This is a genomic window from Kineococcus sp. G2, from assembly GCF_037154035.1.
GTDB lineage: Bacteria > Actinomycetota > Actinomycetes > Actinomycetales > Kineococcaceae > Kineococcus.
Window position 1 is genome coordinate 61502 of record NZ_JBBBEM010000005.1, and the last position, 15034, is coordinate 76535.

Genomic DNA, 15034 nt, shown 5'->3' on the forward strand with positions numbered 1-15034 from the left:
CGGGAGGGCCCGCGGGTCCCGGTTCCTCGGTGGGGTCTCGGGGGTTCGTTCAGGCGAGGGGGCCGGCGGTCTGCAACGGGCCGGCCGAACCCTCGGGGACGACGGCGCGGTACAGCTTGGGCGGCCGGTGCCGGCCGCCGGTCTGCCGCTCGCCGGTGGGCACGATGGTTCCCGAGTGCTCCACCTGGCGGCGGAAGTTCGCCGGGTCCAGGGGGCGCTGCAGGATCGCCTCGTGCACCTCGCGCAGTTCCGCGAGGGAGAACCGCTCCGGCAGCAGGTGCAGCGCGACGTGGGCGTGCTGCACCTTGGTGCGCAACCGCCACAGCGCGTACCGGACGATCTCGTCGTGGTCGAACGCCAGGCCGGTGCAGTCGTCGGCGGCGGTCCAGCGCACGTTCTCGCCCTCCGCGGCGGCGGCCGCCAGGTGGCTGCGCACCAGCGCCGAGTAGACCACCGACACCACGCGCTGACCGGGGGAGCGGTCGGGGCGGCCGAACGTGTAGAGCTGCTCCAGGTAGCTGGGCCGCAGGCCGGTCGTCTCCGCCAGGGTCCGCCGGCCGGCGTCGCTGAGGCTCTCGTCGCCGCGCACCCACCCGCCGGGCAGCGCCCACTGGCCGGCGAAGGGGTCGCGCGTGCGGCGCACCAGCGGCAGGTGCACCCGCCGGTCGCCGTTCCGGTCCGGCAGCAGCGCGAAGATCACCGTGGAGACGGCGACGAGGATCGCCTGCCCGGACTTCACCACCTGGACCCGCCGCTCCCTCGTGCCCGCCCCCTCCCCGCTGCGCGAGGAGTAAGGGTGGTTCTGACATCAACTGTGCGGGAGGGTAGGGCAGCGCGCGGGCGGCTGACAAGCACCCCCGCCGGCCGCGCCCGCGCCGCGCGCGGCCGCCGCCGTCGCGGCCCCGTTCCGCCGCCGGCGAAACCGGGGTGACAACCCGCGGGGAGCGGACGTACCGTCGCAGGACACGGGAGAGGAGGTGGTCCGGTACATGAGTTCTCATCGGACGCGTGAGGTGGCTGCCCGCTAGCAGCCGCGCGATGGACGCGGACCGCTCTGGTCGCCCCGCGCGGCGCGGCGAATCCACGGCAGTCACCGGGTCCCCGGGCGCCGGCCCGTCCAGCCGGCCCTCTCCCCGCAGCGCGGGGGAGGAAGCGCCCGGGGGCCTTCCCCTGTCCGGGCTCCTCCCTGGACCCCCCTGCCCGGACGCACCGGTGCTCCCGGCGCACCACCCGCCCCCTGGCGCGACGACCCGCCCGCCGGCGGGTGCAGCGGTGCGGCCCGTCGTCCCGATGGCGGATGATGGACGCCGTGAGCGACCTCATCGACACCACCGAGATGTACCTCAAGACGGTCTTCGAGCTGGAGGAGGAGGGCATCGTGCCGATGCGCGCCCGCATCGCCGAGCGCCTGCACCACTCCGGCCCGACGGTCTCGCAGACGGTGGCGCGCATGGAGCGCGACGGGCTGCTGCACGTGGGCACCGACCGTCGCCTGGAGCTGACGGAGTCCGGCCGCACCAAGGCGATGCGCGTCATGCGCAAGCACCGGCTCACCGAGCGGCTGCTCACCGACGTCATCGGCCTGGAGTGGTCCCTCGTGCACGAGGAGGCCTGCCGCTGGGAGCACGTGATCTCCGAGGAGGTCGAGAAGCGCCTCGTCGACATCCTGGACCACCCGCACTCCTCGCCCTACGGCAACCCGATCCCGGGGCTGGAGGAGCTGGGGGAGACCGGCTCCGCGGAGGACTTCCGCACCGGGGTGCAGCCCCTGACCGCGGCCGGCGCCGACGGCGGCGCGCTCGTCGTGCGCCGCCTGGGCGAGCCGCTGCAGACCGACGTGGCGCTGCTGGCGCGCTTCGCCGAGGCGGGCCTGCGGCCGGGGGCCGAGGTCGTCGCCAAGCAGTCCGCCGGGGGCTTCGAGGTGGTGCTGGGCGAGGTCGTCGTGGAGCTGAGCACCGCCGAGGCGTCCCACCTGTTCGTCGCCGCCCGGGACTGATCCCGAGGGGCGGGCGCCGCAGCGCGTTCGTCGCCGGTTCGTCATGCGACTGCCACGCGGACGTCACCGGGTCGTGACATCGGGGGTCTGCAGGGGTTATGGTCCACCCGCTTCCGTGAACGTTCACGCGGGAGCCCTCGCACGGACGCCGAGCCCTGCCACCGCGTCGAGGTCCCACGCACACGTGTGGCAGGGACGGGGGAACCAATTTCCCGGGCGCGATCCGACGGCCAGCCAGGTCGGGGTGAGCGTCCTAGGGGTGAAGCCGGTGAGAACCGGCCGGGCGATGCTCCCACCCGAACCCGACAGCTCACCTCGCAGGCGTCGGAGAGGCACACCACCTTGACGACTCGTGTCCAGGCGCGCCACCGCGCCGACGTCCGCCCCCTCACGCCCCTGACCGACCTCGGCGAGACCCTCAGCCGGCACGCCGCCGGTGTCGGCCGCGCCGGTGCCGTCGCCGCGGCGACCGGTGGTCTCCTGGCCACCGTCGCCCTGCCGGCCGCGGCCGCCCCGGCCGCCGCCCCCGCCGCCGTGGGGAACGTCGCCACGGTCGGCACCGCCGTCAGCGCCGGCCTGACCACGGCCGTCGACTCCGCCTTCGGCACCACCGCCGTCGGCGTGGTCTCCGCCCCCGCCGAGGCGGCCGCCGTCACCACCCTCGCGGCCTTCAGCACCGTGCCGACCCCGGCGCCGCCGCCGGTCGTCGTGGTCGAGCGCAGCGAGCGCAGCACCGCCGACGCGCCGGTCGTGGAGGCCTCGGTCCACCAGGCCGCCGTCGACGCCGCCCTGGCCGTCGAGGCCGTCCCGGCCGCCGCCCCGGCACCCGCGCCCGCCCCGGCGCCCGCGCCCGCCCCGGCGCCGGCCCCCTCGCTGGGCCAGCAGATCCTCGCCGTGGCCGACGACTACGCGGGCGTGCCGTACGTGTACGGCGGCAGCACCCCCGCCGGCTTCGACTGCTCCGGCTACACCAGCTACGTCATGCGCCAGGTCGGGGTGTCCCTGCCCCGCACCGCCAACGCCCAGCTGGGCGCCAGCGCGCGCGTCTCCCGCGACCAGGCCGTGCCCGGCGACCTCGTCTTCTTCACCGACGGCGGCCGCGCCTACCACGTCGGCATCTACGCCGGCGACGGGATGATGTGGGACGCCCCCCGCAGCGGCAAGCCCGTCCAGCTGCGCTCCGTGTGGAGCGACTCCGCGGTCTACGGCCGCGTCGCCGCCGTCGCCTGACGACGGCCCCCCGACCGGGCCCGGCACCTCGAACCGAGGTGCCGGGCCCGTTCCACGTCCGCGGCGTGCACCGGCGTGCACCGGCGCCCGCCGCGCCCCGCCCGAAACACGTGTCCCCCCGCCCCCTCGCGACGTACAGTGCGGTCACGACGGCGTCAGGAGCGGAGGCGAGCATGAGCAGTCCCACGACCGCGCGGCGCGCCCGCCCCGCGGCCCGGCGCCCGTACCTGCCCCCGATGACAGTGGGGGTACCCGCGGTGCGCCGGTGCGCGCACGTGCGCCGGCACGTGCATCCCACCGCGCCCGTCGTCGCTCCCAGAGGCGTCGTCCCCACCGGGGACGGCGCCTCTCGTCGTCCGTGGAGGTGGATGTGCGCACCCTCGTGCTGAACGCCGGTTACGAGCCGCTGGCGGTGGTGTCCTTCCGGCGCGCCCTCGTCCTGGTCCTCGCCGGGAAGGCCTCGGTCGTGCTGGCCGACGCCGATCCCGTCGTGGGCGCCACCGTGAGCCTGGAACGCCCCTCGGTGATCCTGCTCACCCGCTACGTGCGGGTGCCGCGGGGCAGCGTGGTGCCGGTCAGCCGCCGCGGGGTGCTGCGGCGCGACCACCAGCGCTGCGCCTACTGCCGCGGCCACGCCGCCACGGTCGACCACGTCCTGCCCCGCAGCCGGCGCGGCCCGGACACCTGGGAGAACCTGGTGGCCTGCTGCGTGCGCTGCAACAACGCCAAGGGCGACCGCACCCCGGAGGAGATGGGCTGGACGCTGCCGTTCCGCCCGGCGCCGCCGCGCGGCGCGTCCTGGGCGGTGCGGGGCGCGGAGCAGGCCGACCCGCGGTGGGACGAGTACCTCGCCCAGGCGGCCTGAGCGGTCCGGGCGGCCGGCGGAAGAGGGCAGGACCCCCACCGCCGCGCGCCGCTGGCGTCGAGCGGTGCCCACCCCCGTCCCGGGCCGCCCCCGGCGTGCCCGCTCCGCGCGCCCGGCCCCCCCGGGCGTCCCGTCGCGGCCGCCCGCCGCGCCCGGGACCCGCGCAGCCTGACCGCCTCCCGGCTCGCCGGGCCGCGCGTGGTCGTCGCGGCGCCCTCGCCGTGCTCGCCGCCGCCGGCGAGACCCTCGCGACCGTCGTGACGGGGCGCCTGGCCGCCGGGCCGACCGCGGGCCTCGTCGCGGTCCTGGGCGTGCTGCTCGTGGGCGCCGGCCTGCTGGACACCGCCGGCCGCACGGTGTTCGCCCCCCGCGTCGGCCGCGCCGAGGGGCGGCTGCGCGCCGACCTGCTCGACGCCGCGCTCGCCCAGCCGCTGCCGGTGCTGGCCGAGCAGGCCGTCGGCGAGGTCATCGACCGCGTCGACGACGACCCGCGCCGGCTGGCCCGGCTCCTGCGCGAGACCGGGTGGTTCCTGGGGCGTGCGGCTGTCGGGCGGTCAGGTGCAGCGGCTGGCCCCGGCCCGCGCCCTGGCCTCGGGGGCGGACCTGCTCCTGGCCGACGACGTCTCCTCCGCGCTGGACGCGCGCACCGAGCTGGAGCTGTGGCGGGCGCTGCGGCAGCGGGGGACCACGGTGCTCGGCGCCACCTCCAAGCGCGCGGCGCTGGCCGTGGCGGACCGCGTCGTCGTCCTGGTCGACGGGCGGGTCGTCTGCTGCGGGCCGTGGCACGACCTCGCGCCGCGCTGGGGTCACCTGGCCGGCTGAGGCCCGGCGCCAACCCACCGCCACCCGGCGGTGGGCGGGCCGCCCTCAGGCCTGCTCGGCGACGAGCGTCACCGGCACGTTGCCGCGGGTGGCCTTGGAGTACGGGCACAGCTCGTGGGTGCGCTCCAGCAGCCGCTGCAGCTGCTCGGTGTCCATGCCCTCCACGCTGGCGCGGATGGTGGCGGTGACGGCGTAGCTCTCGCCCTCCGGCCCGAAGCCGACCTCGACGTGCAGGGTCGACCCCGAGGCGTCCACGCCCATCTCCTTCGCCGCCAGGCCCATCGCTCCCTGGAAGCAGGCGCCGTAGCCGGCGGCGAACAGCTGCTCCGGGTTGGTGCCGCCGCCGGGGCCGCCGACCTCCTTCGGCGCCTGCAGCACCACGTCGAGGGCGCCGTCGTCGGAGACGGCGTGCCCGCCGCGCCGGCCGCCCGTCGTGGTCACGCGCGCCGTGTAGACGATCTTCTCGGGGGTGTTCACCATGCCCGCGACGTTAGGTCGATCCGCTCCGGGCCGCACGGGGGAGGCCGGTGGCGCTGCCGGGTGCGAGGGTGGGGACCGACGGTTCAGGCAGCGAGCGGGGGAGGTCGCCGTGGGTGACGGCAGGGACGAGAGCAGGAGCAGGCAGGGCGCCTCGATCGACGCGGTGCTGCGCGAGGTGCTGCGCCAGGGGCGCCTGGACCCGGGCGCCGAACGGCTGGCCGCGCAGGGCGTGGACCGGCTGCGCACCTTCCTCGCCGGCGACGCGTCGGTGAACGGCGCCGCGGGGCAGGCGACGGCCGCCGCCGGGGCCGACGACGGGGCGGTGGACGCGGAGGTCGTCGAGGAGGACGCCGGCGCGCCGGCGCAGCGGCTGCGCCACGTGGTCCCGCTGCGCGGCGGAGAGCGCGTGGAGGTGGTCGTGCCCGAGCGCTTCAGCCGCGCCGACGCCCGTCGCGTCGCCGCGGTCCTGGAGGCGCTGGCCCTGGACGACGAGGAGGAGACGCAGGCGTGAGCGCCCAGCGCGACGTGGAGGTCACCGGCACCGTGCGCCTGGGGCAGTTCCTCAAGCTCGTCGGCGCCGTGGACTCCGGCGGGGAGGCCCGCGAGGTCCTGGCGGCCGGCGAGGTCAGCGTCAACGGCGAGGTCGACGACCGCCGCGGCCGGCAGCTGGCCGACGGCGACGTCGTCGAGCTCGGCGGGCAGGAGTGGCGGGTCCTCGTCGGCTGACGGGCGGGGGCCGGTGGCGGGGTGCCTCCCCGTCGCCCCGCCACCGGTCGCCCCGCCTCCCGCCGCCTCACCGCCCGGGCAGCCGCCACGCGGACACGTGCGAGGTGCTCGCCGCGGTGAACGGCGACTCGTCCCAGTCCGCCCACCGCCCGGCCGGCTCCATCCCGGCCAGGCGGGCCATGAGGTCCAGCTCCGAGGGCCACACCCAGCGGTGCGGGGAGCGGAACAGCGATCCCGCCCCGTCGCGCACCCGGTAGTGGTGCGACACCAGCCGCTGGTGGAGCACGTCGACGGTGTCGACGCCGACGTGGTGCTCGCCGACGTGGAAGGCGATCGTCGTCTCGCCCGGCGGCAGGCGCTGCAGCGGCGGGACGAACACCTCCACGACGAACACCCCGCCGGGTTCCAGGTGGCGCGCGGCGTTGCGGAAGCACGCGACCTGCTCGTCCTGCGTCAGCAGGTTCGTGATCGTGTTGAAGACGAGGTACACGAGGCGGAAACCGCCGCAGCCGGGGGCGGTGGCGCTCGCCACGTCCCCGATCGTCACGGGAACCGCCTCGGCGCCGGGTTTCTCCCGCAGCCGCGCGGCCATGTGCTCGGACAGCTCGACGCCCGCCACCGGCACGCCCCGCGCGCTCAGCGGCAGGGCGACGCGCCCGGTCCCCACCGCCAGTTCCAGCGCGGCGCCGCCGGCGGCGCGCCGGGCGAGGAACTCCACCGTCGGCCCGAGCACCTCCGGGGTGGACACGAACGCCGACGACTCGTCGTAGTCCCGGGCCACCTCCGGGCCCCACGGTCGCCCGCTCACCACCACGGTCCCGACGGTCCCACCGGCCACCACCGCGTGCCACGGGTTTTCCCCGGCAACCCGGCTACGCGCGGCCCCGCCGAGGGGTTAGCGTGCGGGGCGGGAACCGTTCCGCGCCCGCCCGGCGCGGACCTCGACGACGAGGGAGGGGATGGCCGGTGCGCGTTCGCACCCACGTCCGGCCCGCGACCACCGCGGGGACGGCGGCCACCGAGAGGGGCTCCGCGTGAGGCGGCACACCGTCCGCGTCCACCGCAGCGCCGAGGGGCTGCCCCGCGAGGGGGAACTCGCCTGGAAGCTCGCCGAGCTGGCCACCGACCCGGTGCCGGTGGAGGACGACGTGGCCGCGATGGTCGTCAACCGGGTCGTCGACGACGCCGCCGTCTCGGCGGCCGCGCTGCTGCGCGGCCCCGTGGTGTCCGCCCGCGCCCAGGCGCTGGCGCACCCGCCCTCGCGCGGCGGGCGCGGCGGCGTCGTCGCCGGCACCCGCGAGGCCGCGTCGGTGGAGTGGGCGGCGTGGGCGAACGGCGTCGCGGTGCGCGAGCTCGACTTCCACGACACCTTCCTGGCCGCGGAGTACTCCCACCCCGGTGACAACGTCCCCGCCCTCGTGGCGGTCGCCCAGCACGCCGGATGCGACGGCGCCGCCCTGCTGCGCGGGATCGTCACCGCCTACGAGGTGCAGGTGGACCTGGTGCGCGCCATCAGCCTGCACCGGCACAAGATCGACCACGTCGCCCACCTGGGGCCCTCGGTCGCCGCGGGGCTCGGGACGATGCTGGGCCTGAGCACCGAGGTGGTGCACCAGGCGATCGGGCAGGCCCTGCACACCACGACCGCCACGCGCCAGTCCCGCAAGGGCGCCATCTCCACCTGGAAGGCACACGCCCCCGCGTTCGCCGCCAAGGCCGCGGTGGAGGCGGTCGACCGCGCGGTGCGGGGGCAGACCAGCCCGGCGCCGATCTACGAGGGGGAGGACGGTGTCATCGCCCGCCTGCTCGACGGCCCGGACGCGGTGTACGAGGTGCCGCTGCCCGAGGCCGGCGAACCGCGCCGCGCGATCCTCGGCACGTACACCAAGGAGCACTCCGCCGAGTACCAGGCGCAGGCGCTCATCGACCTGGCCCGCCGGCTGCACCGCGAGCACCCCGAGCTGCGGGAGGCCGCGAACGTGGCCTCCGTCGTCCTGCACACCTCCCACCACACGCACACGGTCATCGGTTCCGGTGCGAACGACCCGCAGAAGTACGACCCCACCGCCAGCCGGGAGACGCTGGACCACTCGGTCCCGTACGTCTTCGCCGTGGCGCTGCAGGACGGCACCTGGCACCACGAGCACTCCTACGACCCCGCGCGCGCCGCCCGCCCGGACACGGTCGCGCTCTGGCGCCGGGTGAGCACCGTCGAGGACCCGGAGTGGACCGCCCGCTACCACGCGGACGACCCGGCGCGGAAGGCGTTCGGGGCACGCGCGGTCATCACCCGCACCGACGGTTCCACCCTCGTCGACGAGATCGCCGTCGCCGACGCGCACCCGCTGGGGGCGCGCCCGTTCGGCCGCGAGGAGTACCTGGCGAAGTTCCGCACCCTGGCCGCCGGGGTCCTCGACGACGCCGAGGTGGAGCGGTTCGCGGGCCTCGCGCAACGCCTGCCGGAACTCGACGCCGCCGGTGTGCGGGAGCTCGGGATCGTCGCCCCGCCGGGGTACCTGGAGGCCGTGCCGCTGCCGGGAGGGCTGTTCTGATGCTGTACTCCACCACCACGCCGGCCGCGAAGCGCAAGGCGCTGCGCGCACGGCTCGCCTCCGGGGAACTGCTGCGGTTCCCCGGGGCCTTCAACCCGCTGTCGGCGCGCCTGGTGCAGCGCAAGGGCTTCGAGGGGGTGTACGTCTCCGGTGCGGTGCTCTCCGCCGACCTCGGGCTGCCGGACATCGGGCTGACGACGCTGCCGGAGGTCGCCGGCCGCGCCGCCGAGGTCGCCCGGCAGACCGACCTGCCGGTCCTCGTCGACGCCGACACGGGTTTCGGGGAACCGCTGAACCTGGCGCGCACCGTGCAGGCGCTGGAGGACGCCGGGGTCGCCGCCTTCCACGTCGAGGACCAGGTGAACCCCAAGCGGTGCGGTCACCTGGAGGGCAAGAGCGTGGTCGACGCCGCCGCGGCCGTGCGGCGGGTCAAGGCCGCCGTCGACGCCCGCCGCGACGGTGACCTCGTCGTCGTCGCCCGCACCGACGTGCGCGGGACGATCCCCGGACCCGAGGGCCTGCGTGCCGCGCTGGAGCGTTCCAGGATGCTCGTGGACGCCGGTGCGGACGTCATCTTCCCCGAGGCGATGGCGGGCCTCGCGGAGTTCGAGGCCGTCTGCTCCGCCGTCGACGTGCCCGTCCTGGCGAACGTGACGGAGTTCGGCCGCAGCGACCTGTTCACCCACGAGCAGCTGCGCGACGCCGGTGTGCGCCTCGTCATCCACCCCGTCTCGCTGCTGCGGCTGGCGATGGGGGCCGCCGACCGCGCCCTGGACGCCCTGGCCACCGAGGGGACGCTGGCGGGCCGGGTCGGTGAGATGCAGACCCGGGCGCAGCTGTACGACCTGCTCGACTACGCCTCCTACGGGGAGTTCGACTCGGGGGTCTACGACTTCAGCCTGGAGGGAAACCGGGACGGCTGACCGCACCGGCGGCCGGCACGAGCGACGCGAGGGGGCGGAGCGTGAGCACGACGCGGGGCGGGCCGGAGGTCCGCAAGGGGCTGGCGGGCGTGGTGGCCGACACCACGGCGATCTCGAAGGTGGCCCCGGAGACGAACTCCCTGCTGTACAGGGGGTACCCGGTGCAGGAACTGGCGGGCGCGTGCGAGTTCGAGGACGTGGCCTGGTTGCTGTGGCGCGGGGAACTGCCCACGGCCGAGGAGGCCGCCGCGTTCCGCGAGCGGCTGCGCGCCCACCGCTCGCCGGACCCGCGGTTGCTGCGGGTGCTGGGGGAGCTGCCCGGCGAGGCGCACCCCATGGACGTGGTGCGCACCGCCGTCAGCGTCCTGGGGGCGCTGGACCCCGACGCCGCCGACTCCTCCCCGGCCGCCGAGCTGGCCAAGGCGGAACGGTTGTTCGCCGTGCTGCCGGCGGTGGTGGCCCTCGCCCAGCGCCGCCGGCACGGACTGGGGCCGCTCCCGCCGCGCGAGGACCTGGGGTACGCGGCGGACTTCCTGTGGCAGGCGTTCGGCACCGAACCCGACCCGCGCCTCGTCCGGGCCTTCGAGGTCTCCCTCGTCCTGTACGCCGAGCACTCCTTCAACGCCTCCACGTTCACCGCCCGCGTGGTGACCTCCACGCTGGCGGACCTGCACGCCGCGGTCACCGCCGCCGTCGGCGCCCTGAAGGGCCCGCTGCACGGCGGGGCCAACGAGGCGGTGTGGGACGTGTTCGCGCAGATCGGCCCGGGGGAGGGTTCCGCCGAGCGGGCCCGCCGCTGGCTGGCGGACACCCTCGCCGCACACCGCAGGGTCATGGGGTTCGGCCACCGCGTCTACCGCGCCGGGGACTCGCGGGTGCCCACGATGCGCGCGGCCCTCGGTGAGCTCGCCGAGCACCTGGGGCGCCGGGACGTGCTGGACCTCTACGACGCGCTGGAGGCGGCGGTGCGCGAGGCGAAGGGCATCGAGCCGAACCTCGACTTCCCCGCCGGTCCCGCGTACCACCTCGTCGGCTTCGACACCCCGCTGTTCACGCCGGTCTTCGTGGCCTCCCGGGTGGTCGGCTGGACGGCGCACGTGGTCGAGCAGCGGGCGTCGAACTCCCTCATCCGGCCGCTGTCGGCGTACGACGGTCCCGCGGAGCGGCACCTGCCACCGCGGTGAGGGCGTCCCCCTCCCCGGCCGGGGCGACCGCTCGGCCCCCGGCTGCACGGGTCCGGGTACCGTCGTCGGGAGGAGCTCGTGACCCGTCCTCGAACCGACCTCGAACCGACGCAGCACCTGGGAGTCCCCGTGGACCAGCAGCGCCCGCCGTCCCCGCCCGTGCAGCGGGTCGCCACGGACACGCCCGCCACCATCGCGCTCGTGCTCGGCGTCTGCGGCCTCTTCACGGCCGGCCTGACGTCCGTGGCGGGCATCGTCGTGGGGCACGTCACGCGCAAGAACACGCCCAGCCAGGGCCTGTCGACGGCGGCCATCGTCGTCTCGTGGGTGGTGACGGCGATGTGGGCGCTGGGGTGGGTCCTCTTCCTCGCGGTGCCGCTCCTGGCCCTCGTCGGGGTCGTGGCGTCGTCCTGAGGCGCCGCGGACGCGCGACAGCGCCCCGCCCTGCAGCGCGGACGGGGCGCTGTCGCGTGGACTCACACGGGCAGGTCGACGTCCACCGGCGTGGTGACGGTGGCGAGCGCCTTCCCGTGGCGGGGTCCAGGCGGGTGCTGGTGATCCGCTTCACGGTGAAGTGGGACCAGGAGCCGTAGGTGCCGGCGGGGCAGCCGATCTCAAGGGCGTGCCCGCGGTACGGCAGGATGATCTCCACCGGGTCGACCGTCTGGCCGACCAGGTCCAGGGGCGTGGCGCTGGCGTTGCCGGACCCGGGGAAGCGGCCCTGCCACCCGTAGGCGGTGTTGCCCGCGGACACGTCCTCGACCCGCTCGGCGGTGCCGGGGACGGGCGTGTCGTTCGCGCAGACGGCGTAGGCGGAGCCGGTGAGGACGTTGGTGACACCGGTCTCGGTGGCAGCTGGTGCTGCGTGGACGGTGGGCTTGCCGTCGCCGCGCAGCCGCACCGACATGCTGGGCGTGGCGGTGATCGTCTCGGTGAGGGTGTTGTTGTTCTCGTTGGACCCGGTGATGCGTTTGCAGCTCATTTCACTGTGAGCTGCCGGGTCCCTGCGCTCGTCGCAGCCTGAAGGCATGACCGGGGCGGCGGTGTCTGAGCGGGTCGTGGAGCTGGTGCCCGATGGGCTGTGGGATCGGGCGCAGCCGCTGCTGGATGAGCTTCGCGCGGCGGGGAAGCTGGACCTGGAAACGGCGGTGGTGGACGGCTCGCACGTGCGCGCCCTCAAAGGAGGGCTCACACCGGCCCCTCACCGGTGGACCGCTCCCGCAAGGGGTCCAAGCACCACCTGCTCACCGATGTCGGTGGTGTCCCGCTGGTCGTGACCTTGACCGGCGGCAACCGCCACGACGTGACCCGACTGCTGCCCCTGGTCGACGCCTTCCCGATCGTGCGCGGTGTCCGTGGTCGCCCTCGCCCTCGCCGCCGGGGGCAGGGCCCGCACGTCACGCGGTGTCCGGTCGGCGCCCGTGGGGCCGTTCACACGTCGTCGGCCCGTGGCCGAGCACCATCGATCCGCAGACGGGCCCGGGAATCACCGCGTGGTGTCGAGGCGCTCCAGCCAGCGGGTCAGCAGAGCCACCTCGACCGCCTCCAACTCCGGGGTGCCTTCCAAGAGGAGCTGGGCGTGCAGCTGCCGGGCCGCGTCACGCACGGAGTTCGTCGTGGCCGCCGCGCCGGCCTCGACGAGGATCGTGCTGAACGTCGCTTCGCGGGTGCGTCGTGACAGGTCGGGATCATCGAAGAGGGCCGGCTGAGCGATGAGGCTGAGCGCCAGGCCGATGTTGGCCGGCAGGATGAGCTGCGCCGCCTGCCGTGGGGTCATGGTGAGCGCCCCGGCGGCCGCGCACCGTGTCAGGGTCGCCTCGAGGAGGGTGAAGATCTTCTGGTGTGCGCTGGCGGCCGAGCCCGACCGCGGAGCGAACATCAGGCGGTACAGCGCGGGGTTGTCCAGGGCGAAGGCTGTGTGGTCGTCCCAGCCGGCGCGCAGATCGGCGACGGGGTCGCCGGTGGACTCCAGGCCCCCCTTGCGTTGCGCGTACCGCTCCAGGGCGGCTTCGACCACCGCGTCGAGCAGGCCCTGCTTGTCGCCGAAGAGCCGGTAGAGGACCGGTTGCGTCACACCAGCCTCTTGAGACACCGCCCGGGTGGCGATGTCGCCGTCGGTGGAGCTGGCCAGCTGTCGCAGTGCCGCGGCCATCAGGGCGGCGCGAACACCTGCGTCGTCGGCCGAGGCGGTGGTGCTGCGCTGGCGCCGCCGAGCGTCCCCTGCCCGCGGGGGACGAGTCGATGAGGTGGGGGCGGCGGTGGACGAGGAAGCGGATGAGGAGCGGTCTCGCGAGGCGGGGGAGGGAGTAGCGACTCCGGAATGGTCGGTCACCTGCATGAGTCAATGATACGCGTCAGGGCTAGCGCCGTTCAGCAGCTGTGGTACGGTGCTCGTATCGGCGCTATCGATAAAGCATACCGCCACTATCGACAGAAGGGATCGCGTCCATGGCCGACTCCTCGATTCCGCGAGTCGCCGTCGTCACCGGCGCCTCGCGCGGCATCGGCCGCGCCATCGCCGCCACCCTGGCCGCCGCCGGCCACGCCGTCGTCGTGGGCTGCGCCGGCTCACCCGGCGCCGCCGCCGACGTCGTGCAGCAGATCACCGCCGGTGGCGGGCTGGCGATCGCCGCCCGAGCCGACGTGGCCGACGAGCAGCAGGTCGCCGCCCTCTTCGACACCGCCACCTCCACCTTCGGCGGCCTCGACGTCGTGGTCCACTCCGCCGGCCGGCTGTCGCTGTCCACCATCGCCGACCTGGATCTCGACGACCTCGACGCTCTGCACCGCACCAACATCCGCGGCACCTTCGTCGTGGCTCGCGAAGCGGCCCGGCGGGTGCGAGGCGGCGGTGCGGTGGTGATGCTGTCCACCTCGGTGGTCGGGCTGCAGTTCCCGACCTACGGCGCCTACGCGGCTAGCAAGGGAGCCGTCGAGGCCATGACCTTGATCCTGGCCCGTGAACTGCGCGGTCGCGACGTCACCGTCAACGCCGTCGCGCCTGGCCCCACCGCCACCGAGCTGTTCCTCGAGGGCAAGGACGAGGCGACGATCGATCGGCTGGCCGAGCAACCTCCGCTGGAGCGCTTGGGTACCCCCGCCGACATCGCCGAGGTCGTCTCCTTCCTCACTGGCCCCGGTGGCCGTTGGGTCAACGGTCAGGTGCTGCGCGTCAACGGCGGAATCATCTGATGCCCACCGCTCACGACGCGTCCTCGGACGCGCCCCCGGGTGGGCGCCAGCAGGTGGTGCTGGTCACCGGCGCTTCGAGCGGCCTCGGTCACCTGACCGCCCTCTCGCCAGCTCGCGCTGGGCGCACGTCATCGCCGGGGTGCGCGCCAGTGGTGGCTGCAACGCCTCGGTGGCCGCCGACCTGGCACAGCTGGACACCACTGAGGGGCTGCTCGTGAACGCTGTCGAGCTGGACGTGCGGTCCCTGGCCTTTGCCGACGCCGCCCCCGCCGAGGAGAGCCAGCGTCACGGTCGTCTCGACGTGATGGTGCACGACGCCGACCACGTGGTCACCGAACCGGCTGAAGCCTTGACGCCCGAACAGCTGGGCGCCGTCTACGGCTCTGGCCGAGAGCTGTGCCGGCGAACTCATCCGCTTCGGCATCGACACCCCGATTGTGCTCTCCGGCGCTCTCACCTCCGGCAGAGACCCCTTCGCCCACGCGGGCCGCCTCGTGGACCGAGCGACCGAAGCGACGTACGCGCCGCCGTACGCAGCGCTGCAGAAAGATCTGCAACAGCGTCTGGCCGCCCTGGCTCCCGCTGACACCAACCTGCAATCCGTCGCCGGCGAGATGGTGCCGTCGTCGATCTTCCCGCGGGTCACCGGTCCTTCCAAACCCACGTGGACCCCGGTCGGGGCGGCAGCGAAGTGGTCTCGGCCGTCGATGACCGCATCCATGCTGGGTCCTACCGCCGCGGCGGCCTTGGAGCTTGCCGCCCTCGAACGCCGCACTCTGAAGAAGGCACTCACCAGAAGGAATGAGAAGATCATGCCTTTCGCCAACCTCAAGGTTCCTGCCGACACCCTCACCCCGGAGTCGAAGAAGAAGCTCTCCGACGCCGTGGTCGACGCCTACGCCTCGGTCTACGGTGAACGCGCCCGCGCCACCACCCTCGTGCTCATCGACGAGGTCGTCGAGGGTGGATGGAACCTCGGCGGAACCATCCTGACCACGGAGATGCTCGGGCGCAGCTGATCAGGTCCTAGCCTGCTGGGTGGTGGGGTGCTGCAGCACCCCACC

At 74.9% G+C, this 15034-nt stretch carries 17 protein-coding genes, 2 pseudogenes and 1 riboswitch; of the genes and pseudogenes, 14 read left to right on the forward strand and 5 right to left on the reverse strand.

The features are described 5' to 3' along the window. Positions 1-49: 49 nt before the first annotated feature. Positions 50-742 (reverse strand): NUDIX hydrolase, encoded by a 693-nt coding sequence (locus V9U69_RS00690; protein ID WP_442907513.1) that lies wholly within the window; start codon positions 740-742, stop codon positions 50-52. Positions 743-1309: 567 nt separating this feature from the next. On the opposite strand from V9U69_RS00690, the gene V9U69_RS00695 reads away from it, so the two are divergent. The 4 genes and pseudogenes from V9U69_RS00695 to V9U69_RS00710 form a co-directional block, all read left to right on the forward strand. Next, a complete protein-coding gene (locus V9U69_RS00695) occupies positions 1310-1996 on the forward strand; it encodes a metal-dependent transcriptional regulator (RefSeq protein WP_337059366.1) in 687 nt (228 codons plus the stop codon). A 196-nt stretch (positions 1997-2192) separates the two neighbouring features. Next, a riboswitch (cyclic di-AMP (ydaO/yuaA leader) is annotated at positions 2193-2314 on the forward strand. Positions 2315-2338: 24 nt separating this feature from the next. Further along, complete coding sequence (locus V9U69_RS00700; protein WP_337059367.1) at positions 2339-3226, forward strand: C40 family peptidase; 888 nt, start codon at positions 2339-2341, stop codon at positions 3224-3226. A gap of 370 nt (positions 3227-3596) precedes the next feature. Further along, on the forward strand, positions 3597-4091 hold the full coding sequence (locus tag V9U69_RS00705) for an HNH endonuclease (RefSeq protein WP_242129076.1): 495 nt from the start codon (positions 3597-3599) through the stop codon (positions 4089-4091). A 525-nt stretch (positions 4092-4616) separates the two neighbouring features. After that, a pseudogene (locus V9U69_RS00710) lies at positions 4617-4913 on the forward strand (hypothetical protein); the annotation flags it as partial. Positions 4914-4958: 45 nt separating this feature from the next. On the opposite strand, the gene V9U69_RS00715 reads toward V9U69_RS00710, so the two are convergent. Next, on the reverse strand, positions 4959-5390 hold the full coding sequence (locus tag V9U69_RS00715; protein WP_442907520.1) for an organic hydroperoxide resistance protein: 432 nt from the start codon (positions 5388-5390) through the stop codon (positions 4959-4961). A gap of 112 nt (positions 5391-5502) precedes the next feature. On the opposite strand from V9U69_RS00715, the gene V9U69_RS00720 reads away from it, so the two are divergent. Together V9U69_RS00720 and V9U69_RS00725 are read left to right on the forward strand one after the other, a co-directional pair. Beyond that, positions 5503-5904, forward strand: a complete 402-nt coding sequence (locus tag V9U69_RS00720; protein ID WP_337059370.1) for a hypothetical protein — start codon at positions 5503-5505, stop codon at positions 5902-5904. Then, entirely contained in the window at positions 5901-6119 is a 219-nt protein-coding gene (locus V9U69_RS00725; RefSeq protein WP_337059371.1) for an RNA-binding S4 domain-containing protein, read from the forward strand. Before V9U69_RS00720 ends, V9U69_RS00725 begins: the two co-directional genes overlap by 4 nt. A gap of 67 nt (positions 6120-6186) precedes the next feature. Here V9U69_RS00725 and V9U69_RS00730 read toward each other — a convergent pair whose 3' ends face one another. Further along, the gene (locus V9U69_RS00730; protein WP_442907522.1) at positions 6187-6930 is read right to left on the reverse strand and encodes a methyltransferase domain-containing protein; all 744 of its coding nucleotides are present in this window, start codon (positions 6928-6930) and stop codon (positions 6187-6189) included. 223 nt (positions 6931-7153) lie between these two features. On the opposite strand from V9U69_RS00730, the gene V9U69_RS00735 reads away from it, so the two are divergent. From V9U69_RS00735 to V9U69_RS00760, 6 genes and pseudogenes are all read left to right on the forward strand, one after another. After that, on the forward strand, positions 7154-8671 hold the full coding sequence (locus V9U69_RS00735) for an MmgE/PrpD family protein (RefSeq protein WP_337059373.1): 1518 nt from the start codon (positions 7154-7156) through the stop codon (positions 8669-8671). Continuing rightward, positions 8671-9594, forward strand: a complete 924-nt coding sequence (gene prpB / locus V9U69_RS00740; RefSeq protein ID WP_337059374.1) for a methylisocitrate lyase — start codon at positions 8671-8673, stop codon at positions 9592-9594. The genes V9U69_RS00735 and prpB overlap by 1 nt, the downstream gene beginning before the upstream one ends. Before the next feature lie 41 nt (positions 9595-9635). Then, complete coding sequence (locus V9U69_RS00745) at positions 9636-10778, forward strand: bifunctional 2-methylcitrate synthase/citrate synthase (RefSeq protein ID WP_337059375.1); 1143 nt, start codon at positions 9636-9638, stop codon at positions 10776-10778. A gap of 129 nt (positions 10779-10907) precedes the next feature. Continuing rightward, the gene (locus tag V9U69_RS00750; protein ID WP_337059376.1) at positions 10908-11192 is read left to right on the forward strand and encodes a DUF4190 domain-containing protein; all 285 of its coding nucleotides are present in this window, start codon (positions 10908-10910) and stop codon (positions 11190-11192) included. A 407-nt stretch (positions 11193-11599) separates the two neighbouring features. Continuing rightward, positions 11600-11770, forward strand: a complete 171-nt coding sequence (locus V9U69_RS00755) for a hypothetical protein (RefSeq protein ID WP_337059377.1) — start codon at positions 11600-11602, stop codon at positions 11768-11770. 108 nt (positions 11771-11878) lie between these two features. Beyond that, positions 11879-12153 (forward strand): annotated as a pseudogene (locus V9U69_RS00760) (transposase); the annotation flags it as partial. Between the two features lie 111 nt (positions 12154-12264). Here V9U69_RS00760 and V9U69_RS00765 read toward each other — a convergent pair. Next, positions 12265-12930 (reverse strand): TetR/AcrR family transcriptional regulator, encoded by a 666-nt coding sequence (locus V9U69_RS00765; RefSeq protein WP_337059381.1) that lies wholly within the window; start codon positions 12928-12930, stop codon positions 12265-12267. Positions 12931-13226: 296 nt separating this feature from the next. Here V9U69_RS00765 and V9U69_RS00770 point away from each other — a divergent pair, with 296 nt between their 5' ends. Next, a complete protein-coding gene (locus V9U69_RS00770; RefSeq protein WP_337059378.1) occupies positions 13227-13970 on the forward strand; it encodes an SDR family oxidoreductase in 744 nt (247 codons plus the stop codon). A gap of 88 nt (positions 13971-14058) precedes the next feature. Here V9U69_RS00770 and V9U69_RS00775 read toward each other — a convergent pair whose 3' ends face one another. After that, positions 14059-14400 carry a hypothetical protein gene (locus tag V9U69_RS00775; protein ID WP_337059379.1) on the reverse strand — a complete coding sequence of 114 codons (342 nt, stop codon included), beginning with the start codon at positions 14398-14400 and terminating at the stop codon, positions 14059-14061. Positions 14401-14782: 382 nt separating this feature from the next. Here V9U69_RS00775 and V9U69_RS19270 point away from each other — a divergent pair, with 382 nt between their 5' ends. Beyond that, entirely contained in the window at positions 14783-14989 is a 207-nt protein-coding gene (locus V9U69_RS19270) for a tautomerase family protein (RefSeq protein ID WP_442907523.1), read from the forward strand. Positions 14990-15034 lie beyond the last annotated feature (45 nt).